The following is a 24,643-nucleotide window of genomic DNA, read 5'->3' as shown; positions in this document are numbered from 1 at the left end:
GGGCGGCCTTACCCCCGCTCCAGCATCAGCGCCGCGGTCGCCTTCGCGCTGCCGACCACGCCGGGGATGCCCGCGCCGGGATGCGTGCCCGCGCCGGTGAAGAACAGGTTGTGGATCGAATCGTCGCGGTTGTGGACGCGGAAATAGGCGCTCTGCGTCAGGATCGGCTCCAGCGAGAAGGCGCTGCCGAGGTGCGCGTTGAGATCCTGCGCGAAGTCGCTGGGCGCGTAGCTGAACTTCGTGACGATGCGGTCGTGGATGTCGGGGATCAGCCGGCGCCCTACCTCGTCCAGGATGCGCTTTTCCAGGATCGGGCGCACCGTTTCCCAGTCGCCGGCGTACTTGCCCATGTGCGGCACCGGGGCGAGCGCGTAGAAGGTCGAATGCCCTTCCGGCGCGAGCGACGGATCGGTGACGGTCGGGTGGTGGAGGTAGAGCGAGAAATCCTCGCTCAGCATCCCGTGTTCGTAGATGTCGTCGAGCAGCCCCTTATAGCGCGGGCCGAACAGGATCATATGGTGCGGGATGCCCGGCCACGTCCCCTTGATACCGAAATGGACGACGAACAGCGACGGCGAGAACCGCTTGCGCTCCAGCCGGGCGGCGGTGCGCCGCGCCGCGCCCGAACCGGGCAGCAGATCGCGATAGACGTGCATGATGTCGGCATTGGCGGCGAGCATGTCGACCTCCGCCCGGAAGCCGCCGGCCGTCTCCACCGCGGTGACGCGGTCGCCCAGCGTCTCGATCCGGGCGACCGGATCGGCGAGGCGCAGCGTGCCGCCCAGCCGCTCGAACAGCGCGACCATGCCCGCGACCAGCCGGTTGGTGCCGCCGCGCGCGAACCACACGCCGCCGTCGCGCTCCAGCTTGTGGATCAGCGCGTAGATCGCGCTGGTGGTCATCGGATTGCCGCCGACCAGCAGGGTGTGGAACGACAGCGCCTGGCGCAGCCGTTCGTCCTGCACGAACGTCGACACCATCGCATAGACCGAGCGCCATGCCTGATATTTCATCAGCGCGGGCGCGGCCTTTATCATCGAGGCGAAGTCGAGGAAGGCGACGTGCCCGAGCTTCTCATACCCCTCGCGGTAGACGCCGGCGGAATATTCGAGGAACTTCGCATAGCCGGCATTGTCGGCCGGGTTGAGCTTCGCGATCTCGGCATGGAGCAGCGTGTCGTCGTTGGTATAGTCGAACGTCGATCCGTCCGGCCAGTGCAGGCGATAGAACGGTTGGACCGGTTCGATCACCACGTCGTCGGCCATGCGGTTGCCCGACAGCGCCCACAATTCCTCCAGACAGGCCGGGTCGGTGATGACGGTGGGGCCGCCGTCGAACACGAAGCCGTCGCGTTCCCAGTAATAGGCGCGCCCGCCCGGCTTGTCGCGCGATTCGAGGATCGTCGTCTCGACCCCCGCCGACTGCAGCCGGATCGCCAGCGCCAGCCCGCCGAAGCCGGCGCCCACCACCACCGCGCGGGTCATGCCGCGGCCCCCGCGAGCGCGGTGATCGCACGCCCGATCGGCACCGGCGGGCGGCCGCTGAGCACGCGCAATTTGTCGAACGCGGTCGATCGCGCGGCGTAGAAGCGCGCCACCAGCGGCGGCGACAGGCGGTAGAAGCGTTCCAGCACGCGATAGCGCTGGTCGGGGTCGGCGGCCTTGAAGAGCATGAGGTCGAGCATCCGGTAAAAGCGCCGCGCGGCCCAGGCGCGCGCCGCGTGATCGTGGGTCACATCATGGAGCGCCGCGCCCGACAGGTCGCGCTGCGCGGCGATCAGGGTGGCGAGCCGCGCGGCATCGGGCAGGGAATAGCCGGTGGTCGGGTGGAACAGCCCCGCACGCGCCCCCGCCTTCGCCACCTTCACCCCCCCCGACCGCCAGTATCGCGCGAAATCCCCCCCCATGACGACCGGGAGCACGCCTTGTTCCCGATGGAGCGGTTCGCCCGCCCGCCAGCCGCGCGCCGCGGCATAATCGGCGATGCGCCGCGTCAACAGCGCGCGGTCGAGCGTGGGCGTGTCGCTGTAATAGGTGTCCTCCACCAGCAGCGTGTCGGCGCTGAACGGCAGCAGGTAGACGAAGCGATAGCCGTCGTCCTGCGCGACCGTCGCGTCCATCACCAGCGGGCGTTCGACGCCGTGCCCGCCCGCGACCGCCAGTTCGTGGCCGACGAATTTCTGCCAGCCGCAATCGAGCAGCGACAGGTCGGCGGGGCCGCGCGCGTCGATCACCGCCGCAGCATTCAGCCGGTCGCCCTCCCCCAGGATCACCGCGGTCGCGCTGCACGCCACGACCTGCCGCCCGGTCATGATCGCGCGGCGCGGCAGGGTGGCGCGGACATGCGCGTCGAGCCGGTCGGACCGCACCGAATAATAGGATTGCGTCAGCGTGCGCGCATGCGCGGGAAAGCGCACGTCGTAGGACGGCCAGGCATGGCCGACGACCGGCGCCAGCAGCGCGCGTTCCGCCTCCCCCACGTCGGCGCCGAAGAACGACCAGACGTGGCGCCCGCCGATCGTGTCGCCGCCCTCGATCAGGCGGACGTCGCACTGCGGGTGCCGCGCCGCCACCGCCAGCGCGATCAGCGCCCCCGACAGGCCGCCGCCGACGATCGCCAGATCGCATTTGTTGATCGTCGCCATCCGCCCTGCGCTACCCGATTGCGCGACCCGGCGGAAGGGCGGCGGGCCGGTCAGTGATGATGATCGTGGCCGGTATTGCGCAGCGCCTCCAGCACCTCGTCGGTGCGCGCCGGATCGCCGATCGCCAGGACGTGGCCGGCGCTGTCGGCGGTCAGCGGATCGCCGTTCCAGTCGCACATCCGCCCGCCCGCGCCCTCCACGATCGGGGCCAGCGCGGCGAAGTCGTACAGCTTCAGCCCCGATTCGCACACGATGTCCAGGAAGCCGCTGGCGAGCAGACCGTAGTTGTAGCAGTCGCCGCCGTAGACCGGCCCCTGCCGCGCCGCGCCGCCGCTGGCCGCGGCGACCAGCGCGAGGTAATGCGGCACGTCGCCGTCATCGAACAGGTGCGGGCTGGTGGTGGCGACGATCGCCCCCTCCAGCGCGGGGCAGGCGCGCGTCGCGGCGGGCGCGCCGTTGAACAGCGTCGGGCGCCCCGCCACCCCCAGCCAGCGTTCGCGCTGCACCGGCTGGTCGATGACGCCCAGCACCGGCCAGCCATCCTCCACCAGCGCGATCAGCGTGCCGAAGATCGCGCGCCCGGCGGTGAAGCTGCGCGTGCCGTCGATCGGATCGAGCACCCACTGGCGCCCGGTCACGCCGTCCTTGGTGCCATGTTCCTCCCCCACGATGCCGTCGCCGGAGCGTTCGGCGTCGAGGATGCGGCGCATCGCCTCCTCCGCCTCGCGGTCGGCGCGGGTGACGGGGGAGCGATCGGCCTTCATCTCCAGCCCGGCGGGGCGGCGGAAATAGGGGCGGATGACCGCGCCCGCCGCATCGGCGAGGCGGTGGGCGAGTTCGATGTCGGAAGGGCGCACGGGCATGACCCCGGGCCTATCGCGCCGCGCCGCCGCGCGCTAGGTGCGATCCAGCGAGTTGGATCTGTGCGGCACCGGCCCGCTCCCCCACCCGACCGCCCACAGCGTATCCTGAATGGGCGGTCGGGTGGGGGAGCGGGCCGGTGCCGCTTCCACGCACGTGGATCAAACGCTAGAGTGCGAGGCAACCAAGGAGTAACCCCGATGCGCTTCCTGACTGCCGCGGCGACGCTCGCCGCTTTCGCCGCCTCGTTCTCGCTGGGGGCCGCGCCGGCCGCCGCCGCGCTGGCCCCCGGGGCGGTCGCGCCCGATTTCAGCACCCGCGGCGCGATCGCGGGCAAGGTGGTGGCGATCAACCTGAAGCAGCAGCTGCGCCGCGGGCCGGTGGTGCTGTACTTCTTCCCGGCGGCGTTCACCTCCGGCTGCAACGCCGAGGCGCGCGCCTTCGCCGAGAAGGTCGATGCGTTCAAGGCGGCGGGCGCGACGGTGATCGGCATGTCGGCGGACGATGTCGCCGAGCTGCAGAAATTCTCGTCCAGCGAATGCGCGGGCAAGTTCGCGGTGGCCAGCGCCGGGCCGCGCGTGATCGCCGGCTATGACGTCGCGCTGGGGCGGCAGGTGAAGGGCCGCGACGCGACCACGCGCACCAGCTACGTCATCGGGCGCGACGGGCGGATCGCGTTCGTCCATTCCGACATGAACCCGGCGGAGCATGTCGCGTTGACGCTGGCGGCGGTGCAGAAGCTGCGCACGCGGTAAATTCCCTGCACATACGATCTGTTAGCACCTGTCACGCTATATCCCGACCGTTCGATCATTGCAGCGCCGTAACGGCGCCGGGAGACGGTGGTGGCAGGGAAGACGGATCACGCGGCGCAGGCGTCGACCGGGGATCGGCTGTTTGCGAAGATCGGTGCGTTCCTGACCGCCAACCGGCTCAGCCCCGATCCGGCGCATTACAGCTTCGCCCATGCCGTGCTGGCCAATGCCGACGGCCTTCTGGCGCGGCGCGTGGCGGAAATCACCGACGGCGGCGTGCGGCTGACCGCGCAGGATATCGTGCGGCTGGGCGGGCAGGCGATCACCGGCGCGCCCGTCGCCGGTGCGACCGATGCGGACAATGACGACGACGACGACCGGATGGTCGCCGATCCCGCCACGCACCAGGCGATGATCGAGCGCGTGCTGATGCAGATCGCCGGGTTCGACGACACGATCACGATCGCCCATGCCGAGGCGAACAATTTCGGCCGCGACCTGGAACGCAGCGCCGCGCAGATGCGCGATGTCGGCCCCGCCGCCAGCGCCGAGGAGATCGGGCGGCTGACCAACGACATGATCGCGCGCGTCCACCAGGCCGAGGAGCGGCTGGACGCCGCCCGGCGCGAAACCGAGGAACTGCGCGCCGCGCTGGACGAGGCGCGCGGATCGGCGCGCACCGACCCGTTGACCGAATTGCCCAACCGCCGCGCGTTCGACGAAACCTTCGCCGGGCTGGACCGCGAGCGGCCGGTCGCGGTCGCGATCTGCGACATCGACCATTTCAAGAACATCAACGACAATTTCGGCCATGCGGTGGGCGACCGGGTGATCCGCGCGGTGGCGCATACGCTGGCCAGCGAATGCGGCTGCCTGGTCGCGCGCTATGGCGGCGAGGAATTCGCGCTGCTGTTCGACCGGATCGGGCTGGACGAGGCCGCGGAACGGATCGAAAGCGCGCGCCAGGCGATCACCGCCCGCCGGCTGCGCGTGCGCGAAACCGGCGAGCTGATCGGCACCGTCTCCTTCTCCGCCGGGGTCGCCGAAGGCTGCCCGGGCGAGGGGCGCGCCGCGTTGATGCTGCGCGCCGACGCCGCTTTGTACCGCGCCAAGGACCAGGGCCGCGCGCGCACGATCACCGCGCCACATGTTGGCGAAACGTGCGAACGACAGGTGGCGTGATTCGCCGTCCGGCGATGCCGCGGACCCACAACGCCCTGTAATACCGCCACTTTCCATTTCTGGCACAATCGATGCTGTTGCGGTGGCGTGACCGGATCGTCCGGTCGATCGCTACCGGAGACCTGCCATGTACCGTTCCACCGACCTCAGCCGTATCGCCGCTTCGCTGTTCGCCGCCGTCGCGGTCGCCGCGATGCTGGTGGGCGCCGCCGTGCCGCTGACGCCGATCGCCTGACCCGCCCGGAGCCAGATCGCCATGCGCCGCCACCCCGATCCGTATCGCACCGTCATGCTGTTCGCCGCCGCCTTCTCGACGACCGGGCTGCTCCTCTACGTCGACGCGGCGAGCGCGTTCGGCATCTGACCGGCACGCCGGCCGCGCCCGTGCGTTGGGCGGACATGGAGCTTGACCGGTTCGCCGCCGCCCAGTCGCACGACTACGCCATCGCGCTGGCGGAACTGCGCGCGGGGGAAAAGCGGCACCACTGGATGTGGTACGTCTTCCCGCAGATCGCCGGGCTGGGGCGCAGCGCGACCGCACGCCATTACGCCATCGCCGACTTGGCCGAGGCGCGCGCCTATCTGGCGCATCCGCTGCTGGGGCACGCGCTATATCGCGTGCGTCACCGCGATCGCGGGCCACCGCGACCGGTCCGCCGAGGCGATGCTGGGATCGGTCGACGCGATGAAGCTGCGATCGTCGCTGACGCTGTTCGCCGCGGCGGGCGCGCCGCCGATCGTGGCGGCGACGCTGAACCGGCTGTTCGGCGCGCCGGACCCGGCGACGCTGGCGCTGATCGCGGGTTAGCTGGGGGCAACCGGGGCGACGGCGGCGATGCCGTCGTTGCCGATCGCGACCAGCCAATGCGAATTGTCGTCGCACGTCGCCACCCAGGCGGGCTTTCCCCCGACCGCGGGCGCCGCGGTCGAGCGTTCGACGCGCTGGCAATCGCGCTGGGCGTCGCGGATCGCGCGGAACAGCACCGCATTGCGCTCGCCTTCGTTCATCGCGGTGATTCGCGCGACCGTGTCGCCGGCGTTCGACGCCTCCGCGGTGTTGGTCGGCGCGGCCCCGCCGCCCCCGCACGCCGCCAGCGGCGCGGCGGCCAGCATCACAAGCGCAAAACGACGCATTCGCTCTCCTTCCCGGTCGTGGCGGGCCGGCGATGGCGACGACCCGTGACGGCACGCGAAACGCCTGATGACGCGCGCCGGTGCCCGATATAACGTAGGGCAGCTTCAGGGGGTATTGGTGATGCGTAGTGGTCGGCGTTCGGTGGTGGGACTGGTGGCGCTGGCGGCGATGCTCGCCTCGTGCGGCGGGGGCGACGGCGGCGGATCGGGCGGCACCGGCTTCGGCGGATCGACCGGCGCCGCGCCTACACCGTCGCCCTCCCCGGCCAGCAGCGGATCGTGCAGCCTGCGCGCGCGCCAGGACTGGGTGCTGGCGCAGATGCGCGAATGGTATCTGTTCCCGGATACGCTGCCGTCGTCGATCGACCCGTCGCGCTATGGCGATGTCGACACCTTCCTCGACGCGCTGACCGCGACCGCGCGGGCGCAGAACAAGGACCGCTATTTCACCTATCTGACGTCGGTGAAGGAGGAGAACGCCTATTACAGCTCCGGCGCGACCGCCGGGTTCGGCGTGCGGCTGACGCTGGACCGGTCGAACCGGCTGCTGGTGACCGAGGCGTTCGAGGGCGGGCCGGCGCTGGCCGCCAACGTCGACCGCGGCGCGCAGATCGACGCGGTGGGGACCAGCAGCAGCAACCTGCAGACCGTCAGCAGCCTGTTGTCGTCGGGCAATACCGATGCGCTGAACAACGCGCTCGGCCCCGACACCGCCGGCACGACGCGCACGTTCCGCGTCATCGATTCGTCGGGCACGCGGCTGGTCACGCTGTCCAAGGCGGATTTCTCGCTGGCACCGGTATCACCGCGCTATGGCTACAAGGTGATCGACGACGGCGGACGCAAGGTCGGCTATGTCAACCTGCGCACCTTCATCAGCACCGCCGACGACCAGCTGCGCACCGCGTTCGGCGCGTTCCGCGCGCAAGGGATCACCAACGTCATCGTCGACCTGCGCTATAACGGCGGGGGGCTGCTGGCGACGGCGCAGACGTTTACCGACCTGCTGGGCGGCGCGCGCAGCACCAGCGACGTGCAGACCTATGTCGCGTTCCGCCCGAGCAAGTCGAGCAACGACGAGACGATCTATTTCGGGCGCGAGGCCAATGCGATCACGCCCACCAAGGTGGCGTTCATCGGCACCGGCGGTACCGCATCGGCCAGCGAATATGTCATCAACGCGATGATCCCGTACCTGCACGGCAATGCCGCGCTGATCGGCAGCAACACCTATGGCAAGCCGGTCGGGCAGATCCCGCTCGACAACCCCGCCTGCCCCGACGACCGGCTGCGCGTGATCGCGCTGGCGTTGCAGAATGCCGCGCGGCAGGGCGATTACTACAACGGGCTGGCGGGCAAGGTGGAGGCCAGCTGCCAGGCGAGCGACGACCTGACCCGCCCGCTGGGCGATGCGAACGAGGCGTCGGTGCGCGCTGCGCTGAACTATCTTGGCGGGCGCGGCTGTACCCCGATCGGCGCGAGCGCATCGGCGCAGCGCACCGCCGGGCTGACCGCCGAGGCGCGCACCTTGCTGTCCCCCGCCCGCCCGCACACCGCGCAGCGCGAGACGCCGGGGTTGTTCTGAAGAGGGCGCAAGGCGCGCGCTCCGGGGCGCCCCCCCCGGCGGCGGTGAAGGCCGTTGCGGGACGTTACTGCACCACCCCGGCGAAGGCCGGGGTCCATGGTGGCGCAAGAGCATCGGCTGGTGCGTCCGCGGCAACATGGATGCCGGAACAAGTCCGGCATGACGAAGGGGCTTTCGCAGGCGTGTCGGACCGGTGCGGGGTTTGGCCCACCGCCGGCCCGCGTGCGCCAGAATCGCGGGTTATGGCCGGGATCGCGTTTTTCGCTGTCGCGCGCGCCGGCGATATGATGTTCTGCGGCGCATGATCGCGCTTTTCCTGGCCCAGGCCGCCGCCGCCGCATCCCCAGCCCCCGCCCCCGCCGCCACCCCGCCGGTGCCGGCACGGATCGAGCGGTTGCTGGAACGCACCCCGGTGATCGACGGACACAACGACCTGCCGTGGGAAATCCGCCAGCAATATGGCGCGAGGGTCGAGGCGCTGGACCTGCGCACGGATTCGAGGCGCTGGCCCTATCCGCTGCAGACCGACATCGCGCGGCTGCGGCGCGGGCATGTCGGCGGGCAGTTCTGGTCGGTCTATATCCCCGCCAGCGCCACCGGGCCGCGCGCGGTGGAAATGACGCTGGAGGAAATCGACATCGTCCGGCGGATGGCGGCGGCCTGGCCCGACGCCTTCGCCCTGGCCGACAGCGCCGACGACGTGCGGCGCATCCAGAAGAGCGGGCGGATCGCGTCGCTGATCGGGGTCGAGGGCGGGCACCAGATCGACAAACGGCTGTCGGTGCTGCGCCAGTATCGCGCGCTGGGCGTGCGGTACATGACGCTGACCCACGGCAAGAGCCTGGAATGGGCCGACAGCAGCACCGATGCCCCACGCGCCGGCGGGCTGAACGATTTCGGCCGGCAGGTGGTGAAGGAAATGAACCGCATCGGCATGATCGTCGACGTCAGTCATGTCGCCGACACGACGATGGCCGCCGCGCTGGACGCCTCGCGCGCGCCGGTGATCGCGTCGCATTCCTCGGCGCGCGCGATCGCCGATGCGCCGCGCAACATCCCCGACGCGCTGCTGAAGCGGATCGGCGACGGCGGCGGGGTGGTGATGGTCAATTTCTATCCCAGCTTCGTGTCCGCGCGCTGGCGCGCCTGGGATGCGGCGCGCAGCGCGTTCGCGAAGGGCGCGGGGCTGCCGACCGACGAATATGGCGCGCGTGCGCCCGCGCCGCTGGTGGCATGGGACGCGCAGCACCCGGAACCGGCGGTGACCGTCGCCGACGTCGCCGACCATATCGAGCATGTCGCCAAGGTCGCGGGGCGCGGCGCGGTGGGGCTGGGCGGCGATTTCGACGGGATCAGCGGGACCGGGCCGATCGGGCTGAAGGGCGTCGAAGGCTATCCGCTGATCTTCGCCGAACTGGCGCGGCGCGGATGGAGCGATGCCGACCTGTCGGGACTGGCGCAGGGCAATGTGCTGCGCGTGATCGAACGGGTCGACGCGGTGGCGGCGTCGATGGCGAAGGAACCGCCGGTCGACGCCACCGCCCGCGACTGACGCGCGCCGGCCGCGACCGGGCCGGCGCGCGCGATCGTCAGGCCGCGGCCGGCTCCAGCGCGGGATAGTCGATATACCCCTCCGGCCCGGGGGCGTAGAAGGTCTTCGGATTGGGCGTGTTGAGCGCCGCGTCGCGGCGGAACCGCTCCACCAGGTCGGGATTGGCGATGAACAGCCGGCCCCAGGCGATCGCATCGGCGACGCCCGAATCGAGATCGGCCTGCGCGGCCTCCTTCGAATAATCCTGGTTCAGCACCAGCGGGCCGGTGAACACCTGACGGATCTTCGGGCTGAGCTTGGGCACCGACGTGGCCCCGAAGGTACCGTTCTTGGCCTGCTCGCGCAGTTCCAGGAAGGCGATGCCCAGGTCGTTGAGCACCTTCGCCGCGGGGACGAACACCGCTTCCGGGTTCGAATCGTCCGCGCCCTGGGTCTCGCCGTTCGGCGACAGGCGGATCGAAGTGCGGTCCGCGCCGACCTCCGCGATGACGCGCTCCACCACTTCGCGCATCAGGCGGATGCGGTTTTCCGGCGAGCCGCCGTAATCATCGTCGCGATGGTTGGTGTTGTCGCGCAGGAACTGGTCGATGAAATAGCCGTTCGCGCCGTGGATCTGCACCCCGTCGAAGCCGGCGGCGATCGCGTTGCGCGCGGCGGCGGCATAATCGTCCAGCGTCTGGCGGATGTCGTCCAGCGTCGCGGCGCGCGGCGTGTCGTAGGGATTCTTGTCGGGATCGTGATAGGGCGCGCGGTCGGTCGAGGACGACAGCGACTGCAGCCCGGTGACGTCGGGACGCGCCAGCCGGCCCATGTGCCACAATTGCGCGACGATCCGCCCGCCCGCGTCATGTACCGCGGCGGTCACCGGCTTCCATGCCTCGGTCTGTTCCTGCGTCCACAGCCCCGGCGCATTCGGCCAGCCCAGCCCCTGGCGGCTGATCCCGGTCGCTTCCGAAATAATGAGGCCAGCGCCGGCGCGCTGCCGGTAATATTCGATCATCAGATCGGTGGGGACATGGCCATCGGTGGCGCGGGTGCGCGTCAGCGGGGCCATGAAGATGCGGTTCGGGGCAGTGATCGCGCCGATCGTGATCGGGTCGAACAGGCTTGGCATAGGGATGATGTCCTTTGTCACGAAGATACCTGACGGCGCCAAGCTAGGAAGCTAAGGGGCGACATGCACGCGTCATCGTCGCCTAGAAAAGCTATTCCGGCACAAAGCCGCGGGCATACCGCCGGTTTCGTCGCCGCGGTGGTGGCCAATGTGGCGCTGGCGTTCGGGCCGCTGTTCGTGCGGCTGACCGATACCGGGCCGGTCGCGGCGGCGTTCTGGAGGATGGCGCTGGCGCTGCCGTTACTGGCGGCGGCGGCGTGGATGGCGCGGGGCCGCAGCGCGCGCGTGCCGTTGTCATGGCGCAGCGGGTTGTTGCTGGCGGGCGCGGGCGTCGCCTTCGCCGCGGACCTGGGCAGCTGGCATATCGGCATCCTGCGCACGACGATGGCCAATGCGACGCTGTTCGGCAATGCCGCGACGTTCATCTTCCCGATCTGGGGCTTCCTGGTCGCGCGGGCGTGGCCGTCGCGCGGGCAGGCGCTGGCGCTGGTGCTGGCGGCGGCGGGGGCGGGGCTGTTGATGGGGCGATCGTACCAGCTGGACCCGCGGCATCTGGTCGGCGACCTGCTGTGCGTCGCGGCGGGCGTGCTGTACGCGGTCTATTTCATCATGATGGCCGATGTGCGCCGGACGATGGCGCCGCTGCCGGCGCTGGCGCTGTCGTCGGCCGCCGCGCTGCTGCCGCTGCTGGGGTTCGCGCTGCTGCTGGGCGAGCGGGTGGTGCCGACCGACTGGACCCCGGTGATCGCGCTGGCGCTGGTCAGCCAGGTGGTGGGGCAGGGGTGCATGATCTATGCGCTGGGCACGCTGTCGCCGCTGGCGGTCGGACTGGCGCTGCTGATCCAGCCGGTGGTTGCCGCGGCGATCGGCTGGATCGGGTTCGGCGAACGGCTGGGCGCGCCCGATCTGGTCGGCGTCGCGATGGTCGCCGCCGCACTGGTGCTGGTGCGACGCGAGCCGGGACCTGCTAGGGCAGGCGCCAACACACCCGCCAACCCCGTCACGGAGGACATAGGATGACCGAAGACCTGACGCTGGACGAGGTGCGCGCGCGGCTGGCGCCCGATCTGGCCGCCAATGCCGCGTTCGACGGCTGGGGCGACGCCGCCCGCGACATGGCCGCCGACGCCGCCGGGATCGACCGCGACATCGCGACGCTGGCGTTCGCGGGGGGGGCGGTGGCGATGATCGATGCGTGGTTCGACGCCATCGACGCGCGCATGGCGCAGGCGCTGCCGCCCGAACGGCTGGCGACGATGAAGATCCGCGAGCGGATCACCGCACTGGTCGCCGCGCGGCTCGACGCGCTGGCCCCCGACCGCGAGGCGTTGCGGCGCGCGCGCGCGATCCTGGCGCTGCCGACCAACCTGGCCGCCGCGGCGCGGCTGGGCTGGCGCAGCGTCGACCGGATGTGGCGGCTGGCGGGCGATACCGCCACCGATTACAACCATTATACCAAGCGCGCGATGCTGCTGGGCGTCTATACCGCGACGATCACCGTGTTCCTGGACGACGAGAGCGAGGGGCAGGCGGACACGCACGCGTTCCTAGCGCGGCGGATCGACGGGATCATGCGGTTCGAGCGCGCCAAGGCGGGCATGGCGCGCCGCGCGATCCGCCGTCCCAGCCTGAGCCGGTTCGTCGGGCGACTGCGCTATCCGGTGGTGTAACCGCCAATTGATAATCACTCGCAGTCGTTATATAGCCGCGGCGTGACCTCTTCGCTGCCCCCGGAAACGCTGACGCTGGAAACGCTGCCGCGCCATCAACGCGCCGCGGTGGACATGATCGAGTGGGAGCGGCTGGCCGTGCCCGAGGCGCGGCGGCTGCGCGAACTGGGCTTCGATCAGGGCGTGCCGGTGGAGGTGCTGCACCGCGCGCGGATGGGCAGCGGGCCGATCGCGTGCCGGATCGGGCGGATGACGGTGGCGCTGCGCCGCGCGGTCGCGCGGTCGATCCGCGTGTCCACCGCCGCATTGCCCGCCGAATGACCGCGCCCCGCCCCGCAGCAGCATCGGCGCGGATCGGCTGATGGAGCTTCCCCCGCTAGTCGCGATGGTCGGCAACCCCAATGCCGGCAAGAGCGCGCTGTTCAACGCCCTGACCGGCGCCCGCCAGAAGGTGGGCAATTACCCCGGCGTGACCGTGGAACGCCATTCCGGGCGCCTCGCGCTCGACGACGGGCGCGCGGTCGAGCTGGTCGACCTGCCCGGCGCCTACAGCCTCGACCCGTCCTCCCCCGACGAGCGGGTGACGCGTGACGTCGTGACCGGCACGCAGGCGGGGGAGCGGTTGCCCGACGCGCTGGTGGTGGTGGTGGATGCCGCCAATCTCGACAATCACCTGCGCTTCGCGTTGCAGCTGATCGCGCTGGGGCTGCCGGTGGTGGTGGCGCTCAACATGGTCGACCTGGCCGAGCGCGACGGGCTGGTGCTCGACCCTGCGGTGCTGGAGCGCGAGCTGGGCGTGCCGGTGGTGCCGACCGTGGCGGTGCGCCGCCGCGGGATCGACGTGCTGCGCGCGCGGCTGACCGCGCTGGTCGGCGGGACGACCGCCGAGCTGCGCCGGCTGCGCCCGTCCGACGGCAGCGTCGACGACGATATCGTCACGCTGCAACGCCGCGCGCGCACGATCGCCGCCGCCGCGACGGTCAGCGAGACGCCGGTGCGCCGCTGGAACCACGCGCTCGATTCGGTCGCGCTGCATCCGGTGTTCGGGCCGATCCTGCTCGCCACCTTGCTGTTCGTGATGTTCCAGGCGGTGTTCAGCTGGTCCGAAGTGCCGGTGTCGTGGATCGAGAGCGCGTTCGCCGCGCTGGACGGCGTCGTCCGCGACGCGATGCCCGACGGGTTCCTGCGCTCGCTGCTGACCGACGGGGTGATCGCCGGGGTCGGCGCGGTGGTCGTCTTCCTGCCGCTGATCCTGATCCTGTTCCTGTTCATCCTGGTGCTGGAGGCATCGGGCTATATGGTCCGTGCCGCGTTCCTGATGGACCGGATGATGGCGCAGGTCGGGCTGTCGGGGCGCGCGTTCATTCCGCTGCTGTCCAGCTTCGCGTGCGCCGTGCCCGGAATCATGGCGACGCGCACCATCGACGACGAGAAGGACCGGCTGACCACGATCCTGATTGCGCCGCTGATGACCTGTTCGGCGCGGCTGCCGGTCTATTCGATCATCATCGCCGCGTTCATCCCGGCGCGAAAGGTGGCGCCGTTCATCGGCCTCCAAGGGCTGGTGCTGTTCGGGCTGTACGTGATGGGGATCGTCGGCGCGTTCGTCGCCGCGCTGGCGCTGCGCCGTACCGTGACGAAGGGCGACAGTTCGGGCTTCATGATGGAGATGCCCAAGTACCAGATGCCGCGGATGGGCGATATCGCGATCGGGCTGTGGAGCCGGGCGTGGATCTTCCTGAAGCGCGCCGGCACCACGATCGCGCTGACCACGGTGATCCTGTGGGCGCTGCTGAGCTTCCCGCAGGCGCCCGCCGGGCAGAAGCAGGCGGATTATTCGGTCGCCGGGCGGATCGCCAGCGGGCTGGAGGTGGTCGTCCGCCCGATCGGCTTCAACCACGATATCGCGCTTGCGCTGATCCCCGCGATGGCCGCGCGCGAGATCGCGGTGGCGGCGATCGGCACCGTCTATGCCATCGACGACGTCGAGGACACGCGCGGCGAGCGCACGCTGGTCGACAACCTGCGCGGGCGCTGGTCGCTGCCCACCGCGCTGGCGTTCCTGATGTGGTTCGTGTTCGCGCCGCAGTGCATCTCCACCATCGCGGTGACGCGGCGCGAGACCAACGGATGGCGATGGCCCGCGTTCATGGTTGGCTATTTGTTCGCAACCGCCTACGTGATGGCGGGCATTACATACTGGGCCGCGGTGTTCGCCGGCCTGTAAGAGGTTTCCATGGCAGGCAGCGTCAACAAGGTCATTCTCGTCGGCAACCTGGGGCGCGACCCCGAATCGCGATCGTTCCAGAACGGCGGCAAGGTGGTCAACCTGCGCATCGCCACGTCCGAATCGTGGAAGGATCGCAACACCGGCGAGCGCAAGGAAAAGACCGAATGGCATTCGGTCGCGATCTTCAACGAAGGGCTGGCGAACGTCGCCGAACGCTTCCTGCGCAAGGGCAGCAAGGTCTATATCGAGGGCCAGTTGCAGACCCGCAAGTGGCAGGACCAGAACGGGCAGGACCGTTATTCGACCGAAGTGGTGCTGCAGGGGTTCAATTCCGTCCTGACGATGCTGGACGGGCCGGGCGGCGGGAACGGCGGCGGCGGTGGTGGCGGCGCGCGTGACGATTTCGGCGGCGGCGACGATTTCGGCAGCAGCGGCGGCGGTTACGGCGGCGGCGGCGCATCGCGCGGTGGCGGATCGCGCGGCGGTGCGCCGGCCGGTGGTGGCGGGTCGCGCGGCGGCAACTTCGGCGGCGGCTTCGCGGACGATCTCGACGATGACGTGCCGTTCTAAATGATCGAGCTTCCCTGCATCGCAGCCGAGGCGGGCGACGAGGCCGAGCGGCTTCGCGTGCTCGCCGCGCATCACCCCGCGATGCTCGACGGGGCCGCGGCGCTGCGCCAGATCACCGATTTCGCCGCGCGGCTGTGCGACGTGCCGACCGCGCTGGTCAGCCTGGTCGACGATCATCGCCAGTTCTTCCTGGCGCGCACCGGGCTGGACGTGGCCGAAACGCCGCGCGAACAGTCGTTCTGCGCCCATGCGATGTGGGAACGGGTGCTGATGGTGGTGCCCGACGCGCGCGACGACCTGCGCTTCGCCGACAATCCGCTGGTCACGGGCGAGATGGGGCTGCGCTTCTACGCCGGCATGCCGCTGATCTCCGAGGACGGCTATCCGCTCGGCTCGCTATGCGTGATCGACACCAAGCCGCGGCCCGAGGGGCTGACCGAGCTGCAACGCGAAGGGCTGGCGGTGCTGGCGCATACGGTGATGGCGCGGCTGACCGAGACGCGCGAGGGCATCGTGCGGCGCGATTCGGAACGCGCCGCCCGGCGCGCCGCCACCGACAGCGAGACGCGGTTCCGCACGCTGGCCGATACGATGCCGCAGATGGTGTGGTCGACGCTGCCCGACGGCTATCACGATTACTACAATGCGCGCTGGTACGAATTCACCGGCGCGCCCGCGGGCACCACCGATGGCGAGGGGTGGAACGACATGTTCCATGCCGAGGACCAGGAGCGCGCCTGGACGGTGTGGCGCCATTCGCTGGAGACCGGCGACCCGTACCAGATCGAATACCGGCTGCGGCACCATGACGGCACGTACCGCTGGGTGCTGGGCCGCGCGCTGCCGATCCGCAACGCCGACGGGCGGATCACCCGCTGGTTCGGCACCTGCACCGACATTCACGAACAGAAACTGGCGATCGAGGAACGCGAGGTCATCAGCCAGGAGCTGAGCCATCGCATCAAGAACATCTTCTCGGTCATCGCCGGACTGATCCAGTTCGCCGCGCGCACCCATCCGGAGGCGGCGGGGGTCGCGCACGACCTGCGCCATCGCATCACCGCTTTGGGCCGCGCGCACGATTTCGTCCGCCCGCACAGCCCGCAGTCACGCCCCAGCGTCCAGCAGGACAGCCTGCACGGGTTGCTGGGCGAATTGTTCCTGCCGTACCGGCGCGACGACGGCGAGCGGGTGCGCGTATCGGGCGACGATGTGGCGGTGGACGATCGCGCGGCGACCCCGCTGGCGCTGCTGTTCCATGAGCTGGCCACCAACGCGAGCAAGTACGGCGCGCTGTCGGTGCTGGACGGCTGGGTCGACCTGTCGATCGCGCGGACCGGGGAGGTGGTGACGCTGACCTGGGCGGAGCGTGACGGCCCCGCGGTGTCGGCGCCGCCGGACACGCAAGCCGGGTTCGGCAGCCAGTTGATCGAGATGAGCGCGGTGCGTCAGCTGGGCGGCAGCGTCGCGCGCGACTGGAAGCCCGCCGGGCTGGTGGTGACGATCGAGGTACCGGTGCCGGCGTTCAGCCGGGTTTCCGCCACCTGACGAAATCCTGGCTGGCGCTGGTCGCCTCCCCCGCGGTGGCGATCTGCGCCGCGGTCAGGATCGCTTCGTCGTTGAACGGCTTGCGGATGTAGCCCAGCGACACGCCGGGGTCGGCGATCTGCCCGGGATTGGCGGTGACGAACACCACCTTCACCCCGTAATCGCGCATGATCCGCTCCGCGATCAGCGGGCCGGTCGGCCCGTCGCGCAGGTTCACGTCGACGAAGGCGAACGAGCAACCCGGTGCCGCCTGAAGCGCGGTATCGGCATCGGCGGCGATCGCGGCGACGCGATATCCGGCATCGATCAGGATGCGTTCGAGGTCGAGGGCGACGAAAATCTCGTCTTCAACGATGAGCGCGGTGTTCTGCATCAAAATGGTTCCGATCGCCGCCTTAACCGAAATCAAACCGACTTGTTCCGAGTCAGCAGAAATACGGCATGTTCGGCGAACATGTTCGCCGCGGCGCGCCCGGTGCTCTTGTCCCCCGACAGGAACCACGCCCCCTCCACCGTGACCGCGCGGTCGCGCAGGTGTGCGCGAAAATCGTCGATCGTCAGATGGTGGATGTTGGGCGTGTCGTACCAGCGTTCGGGCAGCAGCCGCGTCACCGGCATCCGCCCGCCCCACAGCAGCGACAGCCGCACCCGCCAATGCGCGAAATTGGGGAAGCTGACGAAGGCGTGGCGCCCGATCCGCAGCAGTTCGTCCAGCACCCGGTCGGGCGCGCGCGCGGTCTGCAGCGTCTGGCTGAGGATCGCATAGTCGAAGCTCTGGTCGGGATAGCCGGCCAGATCGGTATCGGCATCGCCCTGGATCACCGACAGGCCGCGCGCCACCGCGGCGGCGACATTGCCGCGATCCAGCTCCAGTCCGCGCGCATCGACGCCGCTGGCATCGCGCAGCGCGGCCATCAGCTCGCCGTCGCCGCAGCCGACGTCCAGCACGCGCGCGCCCGCCGGGACATGCCGCGCGATGATCGCCAGATCGGGTCGCAGGCTCATCGCACCGCCCCCAGGAAGCCGGCGATCACCCGATCGAGGTCGGGCGAATCGAGCAGGAAGGCGTCATGGCCATAGGGGCTGGACAGTTCGACGAAGCTGGCCGGCGCGCCGGCGGCATTCAGCGCCTGCACGATGCTGCGCGATTCGGCGGTGGGATACAGCCAGTCGGTATCGAAGCTGACCAGGCAGAAGCGCGTGCCGGTGCCGCGGAAGGCATTGGCGAGCAGCCCGCCATGTTCCTCCGCCAGATCGAAATAATCCATCGCGCGGGTGATGTAGAGGTAGGAATTGGCGTCGAACCGGTCGGTGAAGGCCAGCCCCTGGTGACGCAGGTAGCTTTCGACCTGGAAATCGGCGTCGAAGCCGAAGCTCTTGCGCTCGCGCGACTGCAGTCGGCGGCCGAACTTCTCGGTCAGCCCGGCTTCGGACAGATAGGTGATGTGCGCCGCCATCCGCGCCACCGCCAGCCCCGCGGCGGGCGGATCGCCGTCGTAATAATCGCCGCCGCGCCAGTTGGGATCGGCCATCACCGCCTGTCGCCCGACTTCGTGGAAGGCGATGTTCTGCGCGGTGTGGCGCGCGGTGGAGGCGATGACGACCGCGGCGGGCACGCGATCGGGATAGGTCGCCGCCCAGCTGAGCGCCTGCATCCCGCCCATCGAACCGCCGACCACCGCCGCCAGCCGCGCGACGCCGAGATGATCGAGCAGCAGCGCCTGCGCACGCACCATGTCGCGGATCGTGATGACCGGGAAGTCCATGGCATAGGGGCGCCCGGTGGCGGGATCGGTGCTGGCCGGGCCGGAGGTGCCCATGCAGCTGCCCAGCACGTTGGCGCACACCACGAAGAAGCGGTCGGTGTCGATCGGCCGCCCGGGGCCGACCATCCGCTGCCACCAGCCGGGCTTTCCGGTGCGTGGGTGCGCGCTGGCCAGATGCTGGTCGCCGGTCAGCGCATGGCAGACCAGCAGCGCATTGCCCGCATCGGGCGCGAGCGTGCCATAGGTTTCGTAGGCGATCTCGACCGGCGCCAGCAGCGCGCCGCTGTCCAGCTTCAGCGGGCCGGGCAGCGTCACCCGCCGCGCAAGGCCGAACCGCTGGTCGATGGGGTCGGTGGTGGTAAGCATCGAACCACCGCCTTAGCCCCGTCGTCCCGGTGAAGTCGAGCAGCGCGGCACGCGCGCGCGCGTTGCCACGCGCGCGTCCGCCCCGTACAGCGCAGCGCCATGACGCAGACCCCCACCGCCCCCGTCGCCAAGCCCTGGATCATGGGCATCGCCCCGTACATTCCCGGTCGCGCCACGTCCGAGGACGGGCGCCCGGTGACCAAGCTGTCGTCGAACGAAAACCCGTTCGGCACGCCCGAGGCGGCGCGCGCCGCCTATCGCGATGCGGCGGGCGAGCTGGAACGCTACCCCGATGCCGCCGCCGCCGACCTGCGCGATGCGCTGGCGGCGCATTACGGGATCGAGGCCGACCGCATCATCTACGGCACCGGATCGGACGAGGTGCTACACCTGGCGGCGGGCACCTTCGCGGGCGTGGGCGACGAGATCGTGTTCGTCCGCTACGGCTTTGCGGTGTACGAAATCGCGACGCGGCGCGTCGGCGCGGTGCCGGTGGTGGCGCCCGACGCCGATTATGCGACCGATGTCGACGCGATCCTGGCCGCGGTGACCGAGCGGACGCGCGTCGTGTTCGTGGCCAACCCGAACAACCCCACCGGCACCTATACCCCCCGCGCGGAGATCGCGCGGCTGCATGCCGCGCTGCCGAGCGACGTGCTGCTGGTGATCGACCAGGCCTATACCGAATATCTGGAGCCGGAGGACGACGACGGTGCGCTGGAGCTGGCGCGCACCCAGCCCAACGTGCTGGTGACGCGCACCTTTTCCAAGATCTTCGGGCTGGCGGCGGAAAGGGTCGGCTGGGGCTATGGCGCGGCGGAGCTGATCCGGGCGATGCACCGCATCCGCGCGCCGTTCAGCTTCGGCATCGGCGCGCAGCGCGCGGCGATCGCGGCGCTGGGCGACGATGCCTTCGTGCGCCACAGCCGCGAGCACAACCGCCAGTGGCGCGCCTGGTTCGCGGACCAGATCGCCGCATTGGGCAATGCCGGGCTGCGCGCGGTACCCAGCAAGGCCAATTTCGTGCTGGTGCTGTTCGAAGGCGCGCTGACCGCGGAGGTCGCCTATCACGCGCTGATGGCGGCGGGCTATGCCACGCGCTGGCTGCCGGGACAGGGCCTGCCGCACGGGCTGCGCATCACGATCGGCAGCGAGGCGGACATGCGCGCAGTGCTGGCCGTGCTGCGCGCCGAGGTGGAGAAGGCGGGCTGATGCTGCCGTTTTCGCGGGTCAGCATCATCGGCCTGGGGCTGATCGGCAGCTCGATCGCGCGCGCGGTGCGCCAGTCGATGCCGACCGTGCGGCTGACCGGGCATGACGCCAGCGCCGAGGTGCGCGAGATCGCGCGGCGGATCGACCTGACCGACGATGTCGCCGACACGCCCGGCGCGGCGGTGATCGACGCCGACCTGGTGATCCTGTGCGTCCCCGTCGGCGCGATGGGCGACGTGGCCGCCGCGATCGCCGCCGACCTGCCCGACGACGCGATCGTCAGCGACGTGGGCAGTTGCAAGACATCGGTGGCGCAGGCGCTGTCGGCGGTGCTGCCCGAGGCGCGCGTCGTCCCCGCGCATCCGGTCGCCGGGACCGAGCAGAGCGGGCCGGAGGCGGGTTTCGCCACGCTGTTCCGCGGGCGCTGGTGCATCGTCACCCCCCTGCCCGGCAGCGACGCGGCCGCGACCGCGCGGGTCGAGGAATTCTGGCGCCGGCTGGGCGCCGAGGTGGAGCGGATGGCCCCCGACCACCACGACCTGGTGCTGGCGGTGACCAGCCACCTGCCGCACCTGATCGCCTATACGATCGTGGGCACCGCCGACGACCTGGAGCAGGTGACCCAGTCGGAGGTGATCAAATTCTCCGCCGGCGGCTTCCGCGACTTCACGCGCATCGCCGCATCCGACCCGACGATGTGGCGCGACGTGTTCCTGGCCAACAAGGATGCGGTGCTGGAGATGCTGCAACGGTTCAGCGAGGATCTGAGCCAGTTGCAGCGCGCGATCCGCTGGGGCGACGGCGATGCGCTGTTCGACCGGTTCGCGCGCACCCGCGCGATCCGCCGCTCGATCGTCGACCAGGGGCAGGACGACGCGGCGGCCGATTTCGGCCGCCGACACGACTGACGGGCACGACCGGCGGGCACGACCGGCGGGCGGGTCAGACCGTGCGAAAGAACAGGAACGTCCGGCAATGGCCATCGCCGGCGTCGATCCGCCAGGCGTAGTCGCACCCTTCTGCGAAGGCTTCGAGGTTGGCGAGCGCGCGATGGTACACCGCGCCCTCCCCGCGCGGCGTCGCGATCAGGCAGCCGAGCCGCTGGTCGGCGTGCGTCCGCTCGATCGCGCGCGCGCACGACCAGGCTGCCGCCAGCCCCTGTTCCAGGCGATCGGGCATGAAGCGCGTCTTGATCTGCTTGAACTCCAGCCCCCATTGGAAGCGGTCGCTCCCCATCCACATGTCCCAGCGGCCGCCGACATAGGGGCGCCCGCGCCCGAGGCCGCGCTTTTCCTGCGCGAATTCGGCCAGCGCCAGCTGACCCGAAGCGATCGCGGCGGAGCACAGCAGGCTGACGCTGGCGGTTTCATTATAGGCGAACGGATCGTCGTCGCATTCGCGGTAGAAGCGTTCGGCCAGCAAGGCCGCGTGATCCAGCCACGGCTGGAAACAGCGATATTCGCGGCGCGTTTCGTTGCCCTTCAGCTTTTCCGCCCCGACCTTCACCATCGTGATCTCCCTGCTGCGAGGGCGCAGGAGAGCGGGGGAGCGGCCGGGGACGCAAGCCGCGCGGAACCGTAACCGATCCGATCCGGATCAATCGTTGAGCGCGTTGATCGCCGCGTGGACGCGCGCCTCCACCTCGGCGCGCGGCAGGCCGGGGGGGATCGGCGCGCCGAAGCGCAGCGTCAGCGTGCCGGGCCGCGCGGTGCCCTGGCGCGGCACCAGCCGCCCGGAATCGCTGGCGATCGGCACCACCGGCAGCCCCATCGCCTTGTACAGGCCGACGAACCCGGGCTTGAGCGCGGGGCGTTCGCCATGTGGCACGCGCGTCCCCTCAGGGAAGATCAGCACCGATCGGCCGGAGGCGCGCACCGCCGCGCCCTCGCGCAGCAGCTGGCGCATCGCCTTGCCGCCCGCGTCCCGGTCGATCGCGACCGCGCCATAGTTGCTGGCCATCGCGCCCCACACCGGGATGCGCAGCAATTCCTGTTTCAGGACGATCAGCGGGCCGTCGATCCGGTCGACCAGCTCGAACGTCTCGAACATCGTCTCGTGCTTGGCGACGTAGAGCGCCGGGCCGTCGTACAGCGCGCCCTCCACCCGCACCCGCACGCCCAGGATCGCGCGCGCCAGCCAGCGGTGCATCCGCACCCAGCCGTGCGCGTAGCGCTGCACCGCGCGGCGCCCGAACGGGATCGTCAGCGGCCCGACCAGCACCACCGGCACCGACAGCGCGTAGAAGGCAAAGCGAAAGGCATAGGTGCGCAGCGCGTTCATGCGATCGCCGCCCACCACAGGACGACACGGCGCAGCAACAGCTTGTGATATTCGTTCATCGCCTGACCGATCGTCGGGAAACTGGGGACACCGTCGACCACCACCGACACGTCGCGCCCCAGCGCGGACCCCAGTTCCAGCCGCGCGCGGCGCGCATGCCAGTCCGACGTCACCAGCCGGATCGTGCGATAGCCGTGCGAGCGGACCCAGGCGGCGGTTTCCTCCGCATTGCCGCGGGTATCGACCGCCTCCGCGCCCAGATCGACGCAGCAGGCGATCGTGCGCGCATGGCCCGCGACCCGCGCCAGATCCGCGCGCGTCACCCCCGGGGCGGTGCCGGTCACCAGCATCCGCCGCGCGCGGCCATGTTCCAGAAGGTCCAGCCCGCGCGCGATCCGCCCGGCCGCGCCGGTCGGCACGACGATCGCATCGGTCGTCACCGCATCCGCCGCGGGGCCGGGCAGCATCAGCATGAACGCGGCGAACCCCAGCGCCCAGCCCAGCACCACCAGCGCCGCCAGCCGCCGGATCACAGCTGCCGCCCCATGGTGCGCATGATCGCGCGGCGCGCGACCAGCGCGGCGAGCGCGACGAACGCGAACGGCAGCGCGATCACCGCGCCCCAGCCGCCCTGCCCCAGCGTGACCCCGCCCAGCAGCTGCGATCCGCTGCCCGATGCCTGCATGCCCAGCCCGGCGACCACCAGCCAGCCGGCCACCCCGCCGACGCACGCGCCCAGCGCCGCGTCGCGCGCGATGCGCCGCTGGAACAGCCGCGCGACCTGCACGTCGGTGGCGCCCAGCCCGTGCATCACCTCGATCGTGCCGCGATGCGCATCCAGCCCGGACCGCGCCGCCAATACGATCACCGCCGCCGACGCCGCGGTCATCAACGCCACCAGCGCCGCCGCCAGCAGCGTCAGCAGCCGCAGCAGCCGCCCGACCGCGGCCAGCGCATCGCCATGCCGGTCGACCCGCGCGCCCGGCGCCAGCCGCGCCGCCAGCGCGCGGACGCGGTCGATCGCATCGGCGCGATCGGCCAGGTCGACGTCGATCAGCGCGGGCACCGGCAGGTCGGCATCGCGCGCGGCATCGCCCAGCCACGGCCCCAGCAGCCGCGCCAGTTCCTGCCGCGACACCGGGGTGGCGCCGGTCACCGCCGACGACTGGCGCAGCGCGGCCAGCACGCGCGCGGCGGCGGCGGTGCGTGCGGCGGGATCGGCATCGACGATCTGCACCGTCGCGCGGCCCGCCAGCGCCTGCCCCAGCGCCGCAGCGGCGCGCGCGGTGCCGATGCCCGCCGCGGTCGCCAGCACGGTAAGGAACAGCATGATCGCCAGCACCCACGCCATCGCGCGGCCCTGCCGGGCGGCATCGAGGATGCGGGCGGTCGCGGCGGTCATGCCGCCCCGCGCCCCGGCGGGAAGCGCAGCGCGCCGGTGGGATCGTGCAACTGGCCGTCGACGATGCGCATCATCTGCGCCGCCTTGATCCGGTTCAGCAGCGTCAGATCGTGGGTGGCGACCACCACCGTGGTGCCCAGGCCGTTGAGCGAGCCGAACAGCTGCATCAGCCGTTCGGCCATCGCCTCGTCCACGTTGCCGGTGGGTTCGTCGGCGACCAGCAGTTCGGGGCGGCCGATCACCGCGCGCGCGATCGCGACGCGCTGCTGTTCACCGCCCGACAGCGTCGGCGGGCGCGCATCGGCACGGTGCGACAGCCCGACCCAGGCCAGCATCTCGCGCACCGCGTCGCGCACCTCGCTTTCCAGGACCCCGGCGATGCGCAGCGGCAATGCGACATTGTCGGCGATCGACAGGTGCGGGACCAGCCGGAAATCCTGATAGACGACGCCGATCCGCCGCCGGAATCCGGGCATCCGCGCGCGCGGCAGCGTGACGACATCGGTGCCGAACAGCCGGATCACCCCTCGGCTGGGGCGCTGCGCCAGGTACAGCAGCTTGAGCAGCGAGGTCTTGCCCGCGCCGCTGGCGCCGGTGAGGAAATAGAATTCCCCCGCCGCCAGCGTGAAGCTGAGGTCGCGCAGCACCTCGTCGCCATGGCCGTAGCGCAATCCGACATTCTCGAACTGGACGATGCCCGCCACGCGGCCCTGACCTATCCCTGCCTTGTTCCGCGGCGCGGCGCCGCGCCGATGCCATCGCATGGGGCCGT

26 protein-coding genes and 1 pseudogene are annotated in these 24,643 nt (G+C 70.6%); 14 read left to right on the top strand and 13 right to left on the bottom strand.

The features are described 5' to 3' along the window. Positions 1–8: 8 nt before the first annotated feature. The 3 genes from COA07_RS12680 to COA07_RS12670 are packed head-to-tail and all read right to left on the bottom strand — an operon-like array spanning position 9 to position 3,507. Complete coding sequence (locus COA07_RS12680; protein WP_066712317.1) at positions 9–1,484, bottom strand: phytoene desaturase; 1,476 nt, start codon at positions 1,482–1,484, stop codon at positions 9–11. Continuing rightward, a complete protein-coding gene (gene crtY, locus COA07_RS12675) occupies positions 1,481–2,644 on the bottom strand; it encodes a lycopene beta-cyclase CrtY (protein ID WP_066712314.1) in 1,164 nt (387 codons plus the stop codon). The genes COA07_RS12680 and crtY overlap by 4 nt, the downstream gene beginning before the upstream one ends. A gap of 50 nt (positions 2,645–2,694) precedes the next feature. Further along, a complete protein-coding gene (locus COA07_RS12670; RefSeq protein WP_096641134.1) occupies positions 2,695–3,507 on the bottom strand; it encodes an inositol monophosphatase family protein in 813 nt (270 codons plus the stop codon). 198 nt (positions 3,508–3,705) lie between these two features. On the opposite strand from COA07_RS12670, the gene COA07_RS12665 reads away from it, so the two are divergent. The 4 genes and pseudogenes from COA07_RS12665 (at position 3,706) to COA07_RS18815 (ending at position 6,250) form a co-directional block, all read left to right on the top strand. Then, entirely contained in the window at positions 3,706–4,260 is a 555-nt protein-coding gene (locus COA07_RS12665; protein ID WP_066710917.1) for a peroxiredoxin, read from the top strand. A 90-nt stretch (positions 4,261–4,350) separates the two neighbouring features. Beyond that, positions 4,351–5,442 carry a GGDEF domain-containing protein gene (locus COA07_RS12660; protein ID WP_245842148.1) on the top strand — a complete coding sequence of 364 codons (1,092 nt, stop codon included), beginning with the start codon at positions 4,351–4,353 and terminating at the stop codon, positions 5,440–5,442. A 399-nt stretch (positions 5,443–5,841) separates the two neighbouring features. Further along, a pseudogene (locus COA07_RS18775) lies at positions 5,842–6,003 on the top strand (DUF1810 family protein); the annotation flags it as partial. Positions 6,004–6,106: 103 nt separating this feature from the next. Continuing rightward, on the top strand, positions 6,107–6,250 hold the full coding sequence (locus COA07_RS18815) for a DUF1810 family protein (protein WP_373853898.1): 144 nt from the start codon (positions 6,107–6,109) through the stop codon (positions 6,248–6,250). On the opposite strand, the gene COA07_RS12650 is transcribed toward COA07_RS18815, so the two are convergent. After that, positions 6,247–6,576: a hypothetical protein gene (locus tag COA07_RS12650; protein ID WP_066710911.1), complete on the bottom strand. Its 330-nt coding sequence runs from the start codon at positions 6,574–6,576 to the stop codon at positions 6,247–6,249. The two genes, COA07_RS18815 and COA07_RS12650, sit on opposite strands and share 4 nt — an antisense overlap. Before the next feature lie 121 nt (positions 6,577–6,697). On the opposite strand from COA07_RS12650, the gene COA07_RS12645 reads away from it, so the two are divergent. After that, entirely contained in the window at positions 6,698–8,161 is a 1,464-nt protein-coding gene (locus tag COA07_RS12645) for a S41 family peptidase (protein ID WP_083956852.1), read from the top strand. Positions 8,162–8,462: 301 nt separating this feature from the next. Beyond that, positions 8,463–9,713, top strand: coding sequence for a dipeptidase (locus COA07_RS12640; protein WP_066710907.1), 1,251 nt, complete (start codon positions 8,463–8,465; stop codon positions 9,711–9,713). 37 nt (positions 9,714–9,750) lie between these two features. On the opposite strand, the gene COA07_RS12635 is transcribed toward COA07_RS12640, so the two are convergent. Beyond that, positions 9,751–10,827, bottom strand: coding sequence for an alkene reductase (locus COA07_RS12635; protein ID WP_066710900.1), 1,077 nt, complete (start codon positions 10,825–10,827; stop codon positions 9,751–9,753). A 63-nt stretch (positions 10,828–10,890) separates the two neighbouring features. Here COA07_RS12635 and COA07_RS12630 point away from each other — a divergent pair, with 63 nt between their 5' ends. From COA07_RS12630 to COA07_RS12605, 6 genes are read left to right on the top strand one after another with little or no spacing between them, the layout of a single operon-like run. Continuing rightward, positions 10,891–11,847: a DMT family transporter gene (locus tag COA07_RS12630; protein WP_066710895.1), complete on the top strand. Its 957-nt coding sequence runs from the start codon at positions 10,891–10,893 to the stop codon at positions 11,845–11,847. Then, complete coding sequence (locus tag COA07_RS12625; protein ID WP_066710893.1) at positions 11,844–12,497, top strand: COQ9 family protein; 654 nt, start codon at positions 11,844–11,846, stop codon at positions 12,495–12,497. Before COA07_RS12630 ends, COA07_RS12625 begins: the two co-directional genes overlap by 4 nt. Positions 12,498–12,539: 42 nt before the next feature. Continuing rightward, positions 12,540–12,818: a FeoA family protein gene (locus tag COA07_RS12620; protein WP_066710891.1), complete on the top strand. Its 279-nt coding sequence runs from the start codon at positions 12,540–12,542 to the stop codon at positions 12,816–12,818. A gap of 40 nt (positions 12,819–12,858) precedes the next feature. Continuing rightward, entirely contained in the window at positions 12,859–14,724 is a 1,866-nt protein-coding gene (gene feoB / locus COA07_RS12615; RefSeq protein ID WP_066710889.1) for a ferrous iron transporter B, read from the top strand. 9 nt (positions 14,725–14,733) lie between these two features. After that, positions 14,734–15,297 (top strand): single-stranded DNA-binding protein, encoded by a 564-nt coding sequence (gene ssb, locus COA07_RS12610; protein WP_096641132.1) that lies wholly within the window; start codon positions 14,734–14,736, stop codon positions 15,295–15,297. After that, positions 15,298–16,845 carry a sensor histidine kinase gene (locus tag COA07_RS12605; protein WP_066711578.1) on the top strand — a complete coding sequence of 516 codons (1,548 nt, stop codon included), beginning with the start codon at positions 15,298–15,300 and terminating at the stop codon, positions 16,843–16,845. It abuts the gene before it with no gap. Here the strand turns inward: COA07_RS12605 and COA07_RS12600 are convergent. From COA07_RS12600 to metX, 3 genes are read right to left on the bottom strand one after another with little or no spacing between them, the layout of a single operon-like run. After that, positions 16,823–17,218: a response regulator gene (locus COA07_RS12600; RefSeq protein ID WP_174525830.1), complete on the bottom strand. Its 396-nt coding sequence runs from the start codon at positions 17,216–17,218 to the stop codon at positions 16,823–16,825. The two genes, COA07_RS12605 and COA07_RS12600, sit on opposite strands and share 23 nt — an antisense overlap. Before the next feature lie 32 nt (positions 17,219–17,250). Beyond that, positions 17,251–17,850, bottom strand: a complete 600-nt coding sequence (metW, locus tag COA07_RS12595; protein WP_066711576.1) for a methionine biosynthesis protein MetW — start codon at positions 17,848–17,850, stop codon at positions 17,251–17,253. Then, the gene (gene metX / locus COA07_RS12590; RefSeq protein WP_066711575.1) at positions 17,847–18,977 is read right to left on the bottom strand and encodes a homoserine O-acetyltransferase MetX; all 1,131 of its coding nucleotides are present in this window, start codon (positions 18,975–18,977) and stop codon (positions 17,847–17,849) included. Before metX ends, metW begins: the two co-directional genes overlap by 4 nt. 99 nt (positions 18,978–19,076) lie before the next feature. Between metX and hisC the strand changes: the two genes are divergently transcribed. Both hisC and COA07_RS12580 read left to right on the top strand, forming a co-directional pair. Continuing rightward, positions 19,077–20,189 (top strand): histidinol-phosphate transaminase, encoded by a 1,113-nt coding sequence (hisC, locus tag COA07_RS12585; protein ID WP_066711574.1) that lies wholly within the window; start codon positions 19,077–19,079, stop codon positions 20,187–20,189. After that, complete coding sequence (locus COA07_RS12580) at positions 20,189–21,097, top strand: prephenate/arogenate dehydrogenase family protein (RefSeq protein WP_066711573.1); 909 nt, start codon at positions 20,189–20,191, stop codon at positions 21,095–21,097. The genes hisC and COA07_RS12580 overlap by 1 nt, the downstream gene beginning before the upstream one ends. A gap of 34 nt (positions 21,098–21,131) precedes the next feature. Here the strand turns inward: COA07_RS12580 and COA07_RS12575 are convergent, their stop codons facing one another. From COA07_RS12575 to ftsE, 5 genes are all read right to left on the bottom strand, one after another. Further along, a complete protein-coding gene (locus COA07_RS12575) occupies positions 21,132–21,698 on the bottom strand; it encodes a hypothetical protein (RefSeq protein WP_066711572.1) in 567 nt (188 codons plus the stop codon). Positions 21,699–21,785: 87 nt separating this feature from the next. Then, complete coding sequence (locus tag COA07_RS12570; protein ID WP_066711579.1) at positions 21,786–22,469, bottom strand: lysophospholipid acyltransferase family protein; 684 nt, start codon at positions 22,467–22,469, stop codon at positions 21,786–21,788. Further along, positions 22,466–23,002, bottom strand: a complete 537-nt coding sequence (locus COA07_RS12565) for a YdcF family protein (protein ID WP_066711571.1) — start codon at positions 23,000–23,002, stop codon at positions 22,466–22,468. Before COA07_RS12565 ends, COA07_RS12570 begins: the two co-directional genes overlap by 4 nt. Further along, positions 22,999–23,871, bottom strand: coding sequence for a cell division protein FtsX (locus COA07_RS12560; RefSeq protein WP_096641130.1), 873 nt, complete (start codon positions 23,869–23,871; stop codon positions 22,999–23,001). Before COA07_RS12560 ends, COA07_RS12565 begins: the two co-directional genes overlap by 4 nt. Continuing rightward, positions 23,868–24,575, bottom strand: coding sequence for a cell division ATP-binding protein FtsE (gene ftsE, locus COA07_RS12555; RefSeq protein WP_066713950.1), 708 nt, complete (start codon positions 24,573–24,575; stop codon positions 23,868–23,870). Before ftsE ends, COA07_RS12560 begins: the two co-directional genes overlap by 4 nt. Between the last annotated feature and the right edge of the window lie 68 nt (positions 24,576–24,643).

Origin of the sequence: Sphingomonas adhaesiva (assembly GCF_002374855.1) — a bacterium.
GTDB classification, from domain to species: Bacteria; Pseudomonadota; Alphaproteobacteria; order Sphingomonadales; family Sphingomonadaceae; genus Sphingomonas; species Sphingomonas adhaesiva.
The sequence above is the reverse complement of the archived record's forward strand: the minus strand, read 5'-3'. Positions and strand labels throughout refer to the sequence as shown.

Coding starts and splice junctions, on each gene's coding strand:
- metX (WP_066711575.1), bottom strand. CDS start 18,977: ATGCTTACCACCACCGACCCCATCGACCAGCGGTTCGGCCTTGCGCGG.
- COA07_RS12670 (WP_096641134.1), bottom strand. CDS start 3,507: ATGCCCGTGCGCCCTTCCGACATCGAACTCGCCCACCGCCTCGCCGAT.
- metW (WP_066711576.1), bottom strand. CDS start 17,850: ATGAGCCTGCGACCCGATCTGGCGATCATCGCGCGGCATGTCCCGGCG.
- COA07_RS12575 (WP_066711572.1), bottom strand. CDS start 21,698: ATGGTGAAGGTCGGGGCGGAAAAGCTGAAGGGCAACGAAACGCGCCGC.
- COA07_RS12605 (WP_066711578.1), top strand. CDS start 15,298: ATGATCGAGCTTCCCTGCATCGCAGCCGAGGCGGGCGACGAGGCCGAG.
- COA07_RS12640 (WP_066710907.1), top strand. CDS start 8,463: ATGATCGCGCTTTTCCTGGCCCAGGCCGCCGCCGCCGCATCCCCAGCC.
- COA07_RS12635 (WP_066710900.1), bottom strand. CDS start 10,827: ATGCCAAGCCTGTTCGACCCGATCACGATCGGCGCGATCACTGCCCCG.
- hisC (WP_066711574.1), top strand. CDS start 19,077: ATGACGCAGACCCCCACCGCCCCCGTCGCCAAGCCCTGGATCATGGGC.
- COA07_RS12560 (WP_096641130.1), bottom strand. CDS start 23,871: ATGACCGCCGCGACCGCCCGCATCCTCGATGCCGCCCGGCAGGGCCGC.
- crtY (WP_066712314.1), bottom strand. CDS start 2,644: ATGGCGACGATCAACAAATGCGATCTGGCGATCGTCGGCGGCGGCCTG.
- COA07_RS12600 (WP_174525830.1), bottom strand. CDS start 17,218: ATGCAGAACACCGCGCTCATCGTTGAAGACGAGATTTTCGTCGCCCTC.
- COA07_RS12665 (WP_066710917.1), top strand. CDS start 3,706: ATGCGCTTCCTGACTGCCGCGGCGACGCTCGCCGCTTTCGCCGCCTCG.
- ssb (WP_096641132.1), top strand. CDS start 14,734: ATGGCAGGCAGCGTCAACAAGGTCATTCTCGTCGGCAACCTGGGGCGC.
- feoB (WP_066710889.1), top strand. CDS start 12,859: ATGGAGCTTCCCCCGCTAGTCGCGATGGTCGGCAACCCCAATGCCGGC.
- COA07_RS12580 (WP_066711573.1), top strand. CDS start 20,189: ATGCTGCCGTTTTCGCGGGTCAGCATCATCGGCCTGGGGCTGATCGGC.
- COA07_RS12645 (WP_083956852.1), top strand. CDS start 6,698: ATGCGTAGTGGTCGGCGTTCGGTGGTGGGACTGGTGGCGCTGGCGGCG.
- COA07_RS12680 (WP_066712317.1), bottom strand. CDS start 1,484: ATGACCCGCGCGGTGGTGGTGGGCGCCGGCTTCGGCGGGCTGGCGCTG.
- COA07_RS12650 (WP_066710911.1), bottom strand. CDS start 6,576: ATGCGTCGTTTTGCGCTTGTGATGCTGGCCGCCGCGCCGCTGGCGGCG.
- COA07_RS18815 (WP_373853898.1), top strand. CDS start 6,107: ATGCTGGGATCGGTCGACGCGATGAAGCTGCGATCGTCGCTGACGCTG.
- COA07_RS12625 (WP_066710893.1), top strand. CDS start 11,844: ATGACCGAAGACCTGACGCTGGACGAGGTGCGCGCGCGGCTGGCGCCC.
- COA07_RS12570 (WP_066711579.1), bottom strand. CDS start 22,469: ATGAACGCGCTGCGCACCTATGCCTTTCGCTTTGCCTTCTACGCGCTG.
- COA07_RS12630 (WP_066710895.1), top strand. CDS start 10,891: ATGCACGCGTCATCGTCGCCTAGAAAAGCTATTCCGGCACAAAGCCGC.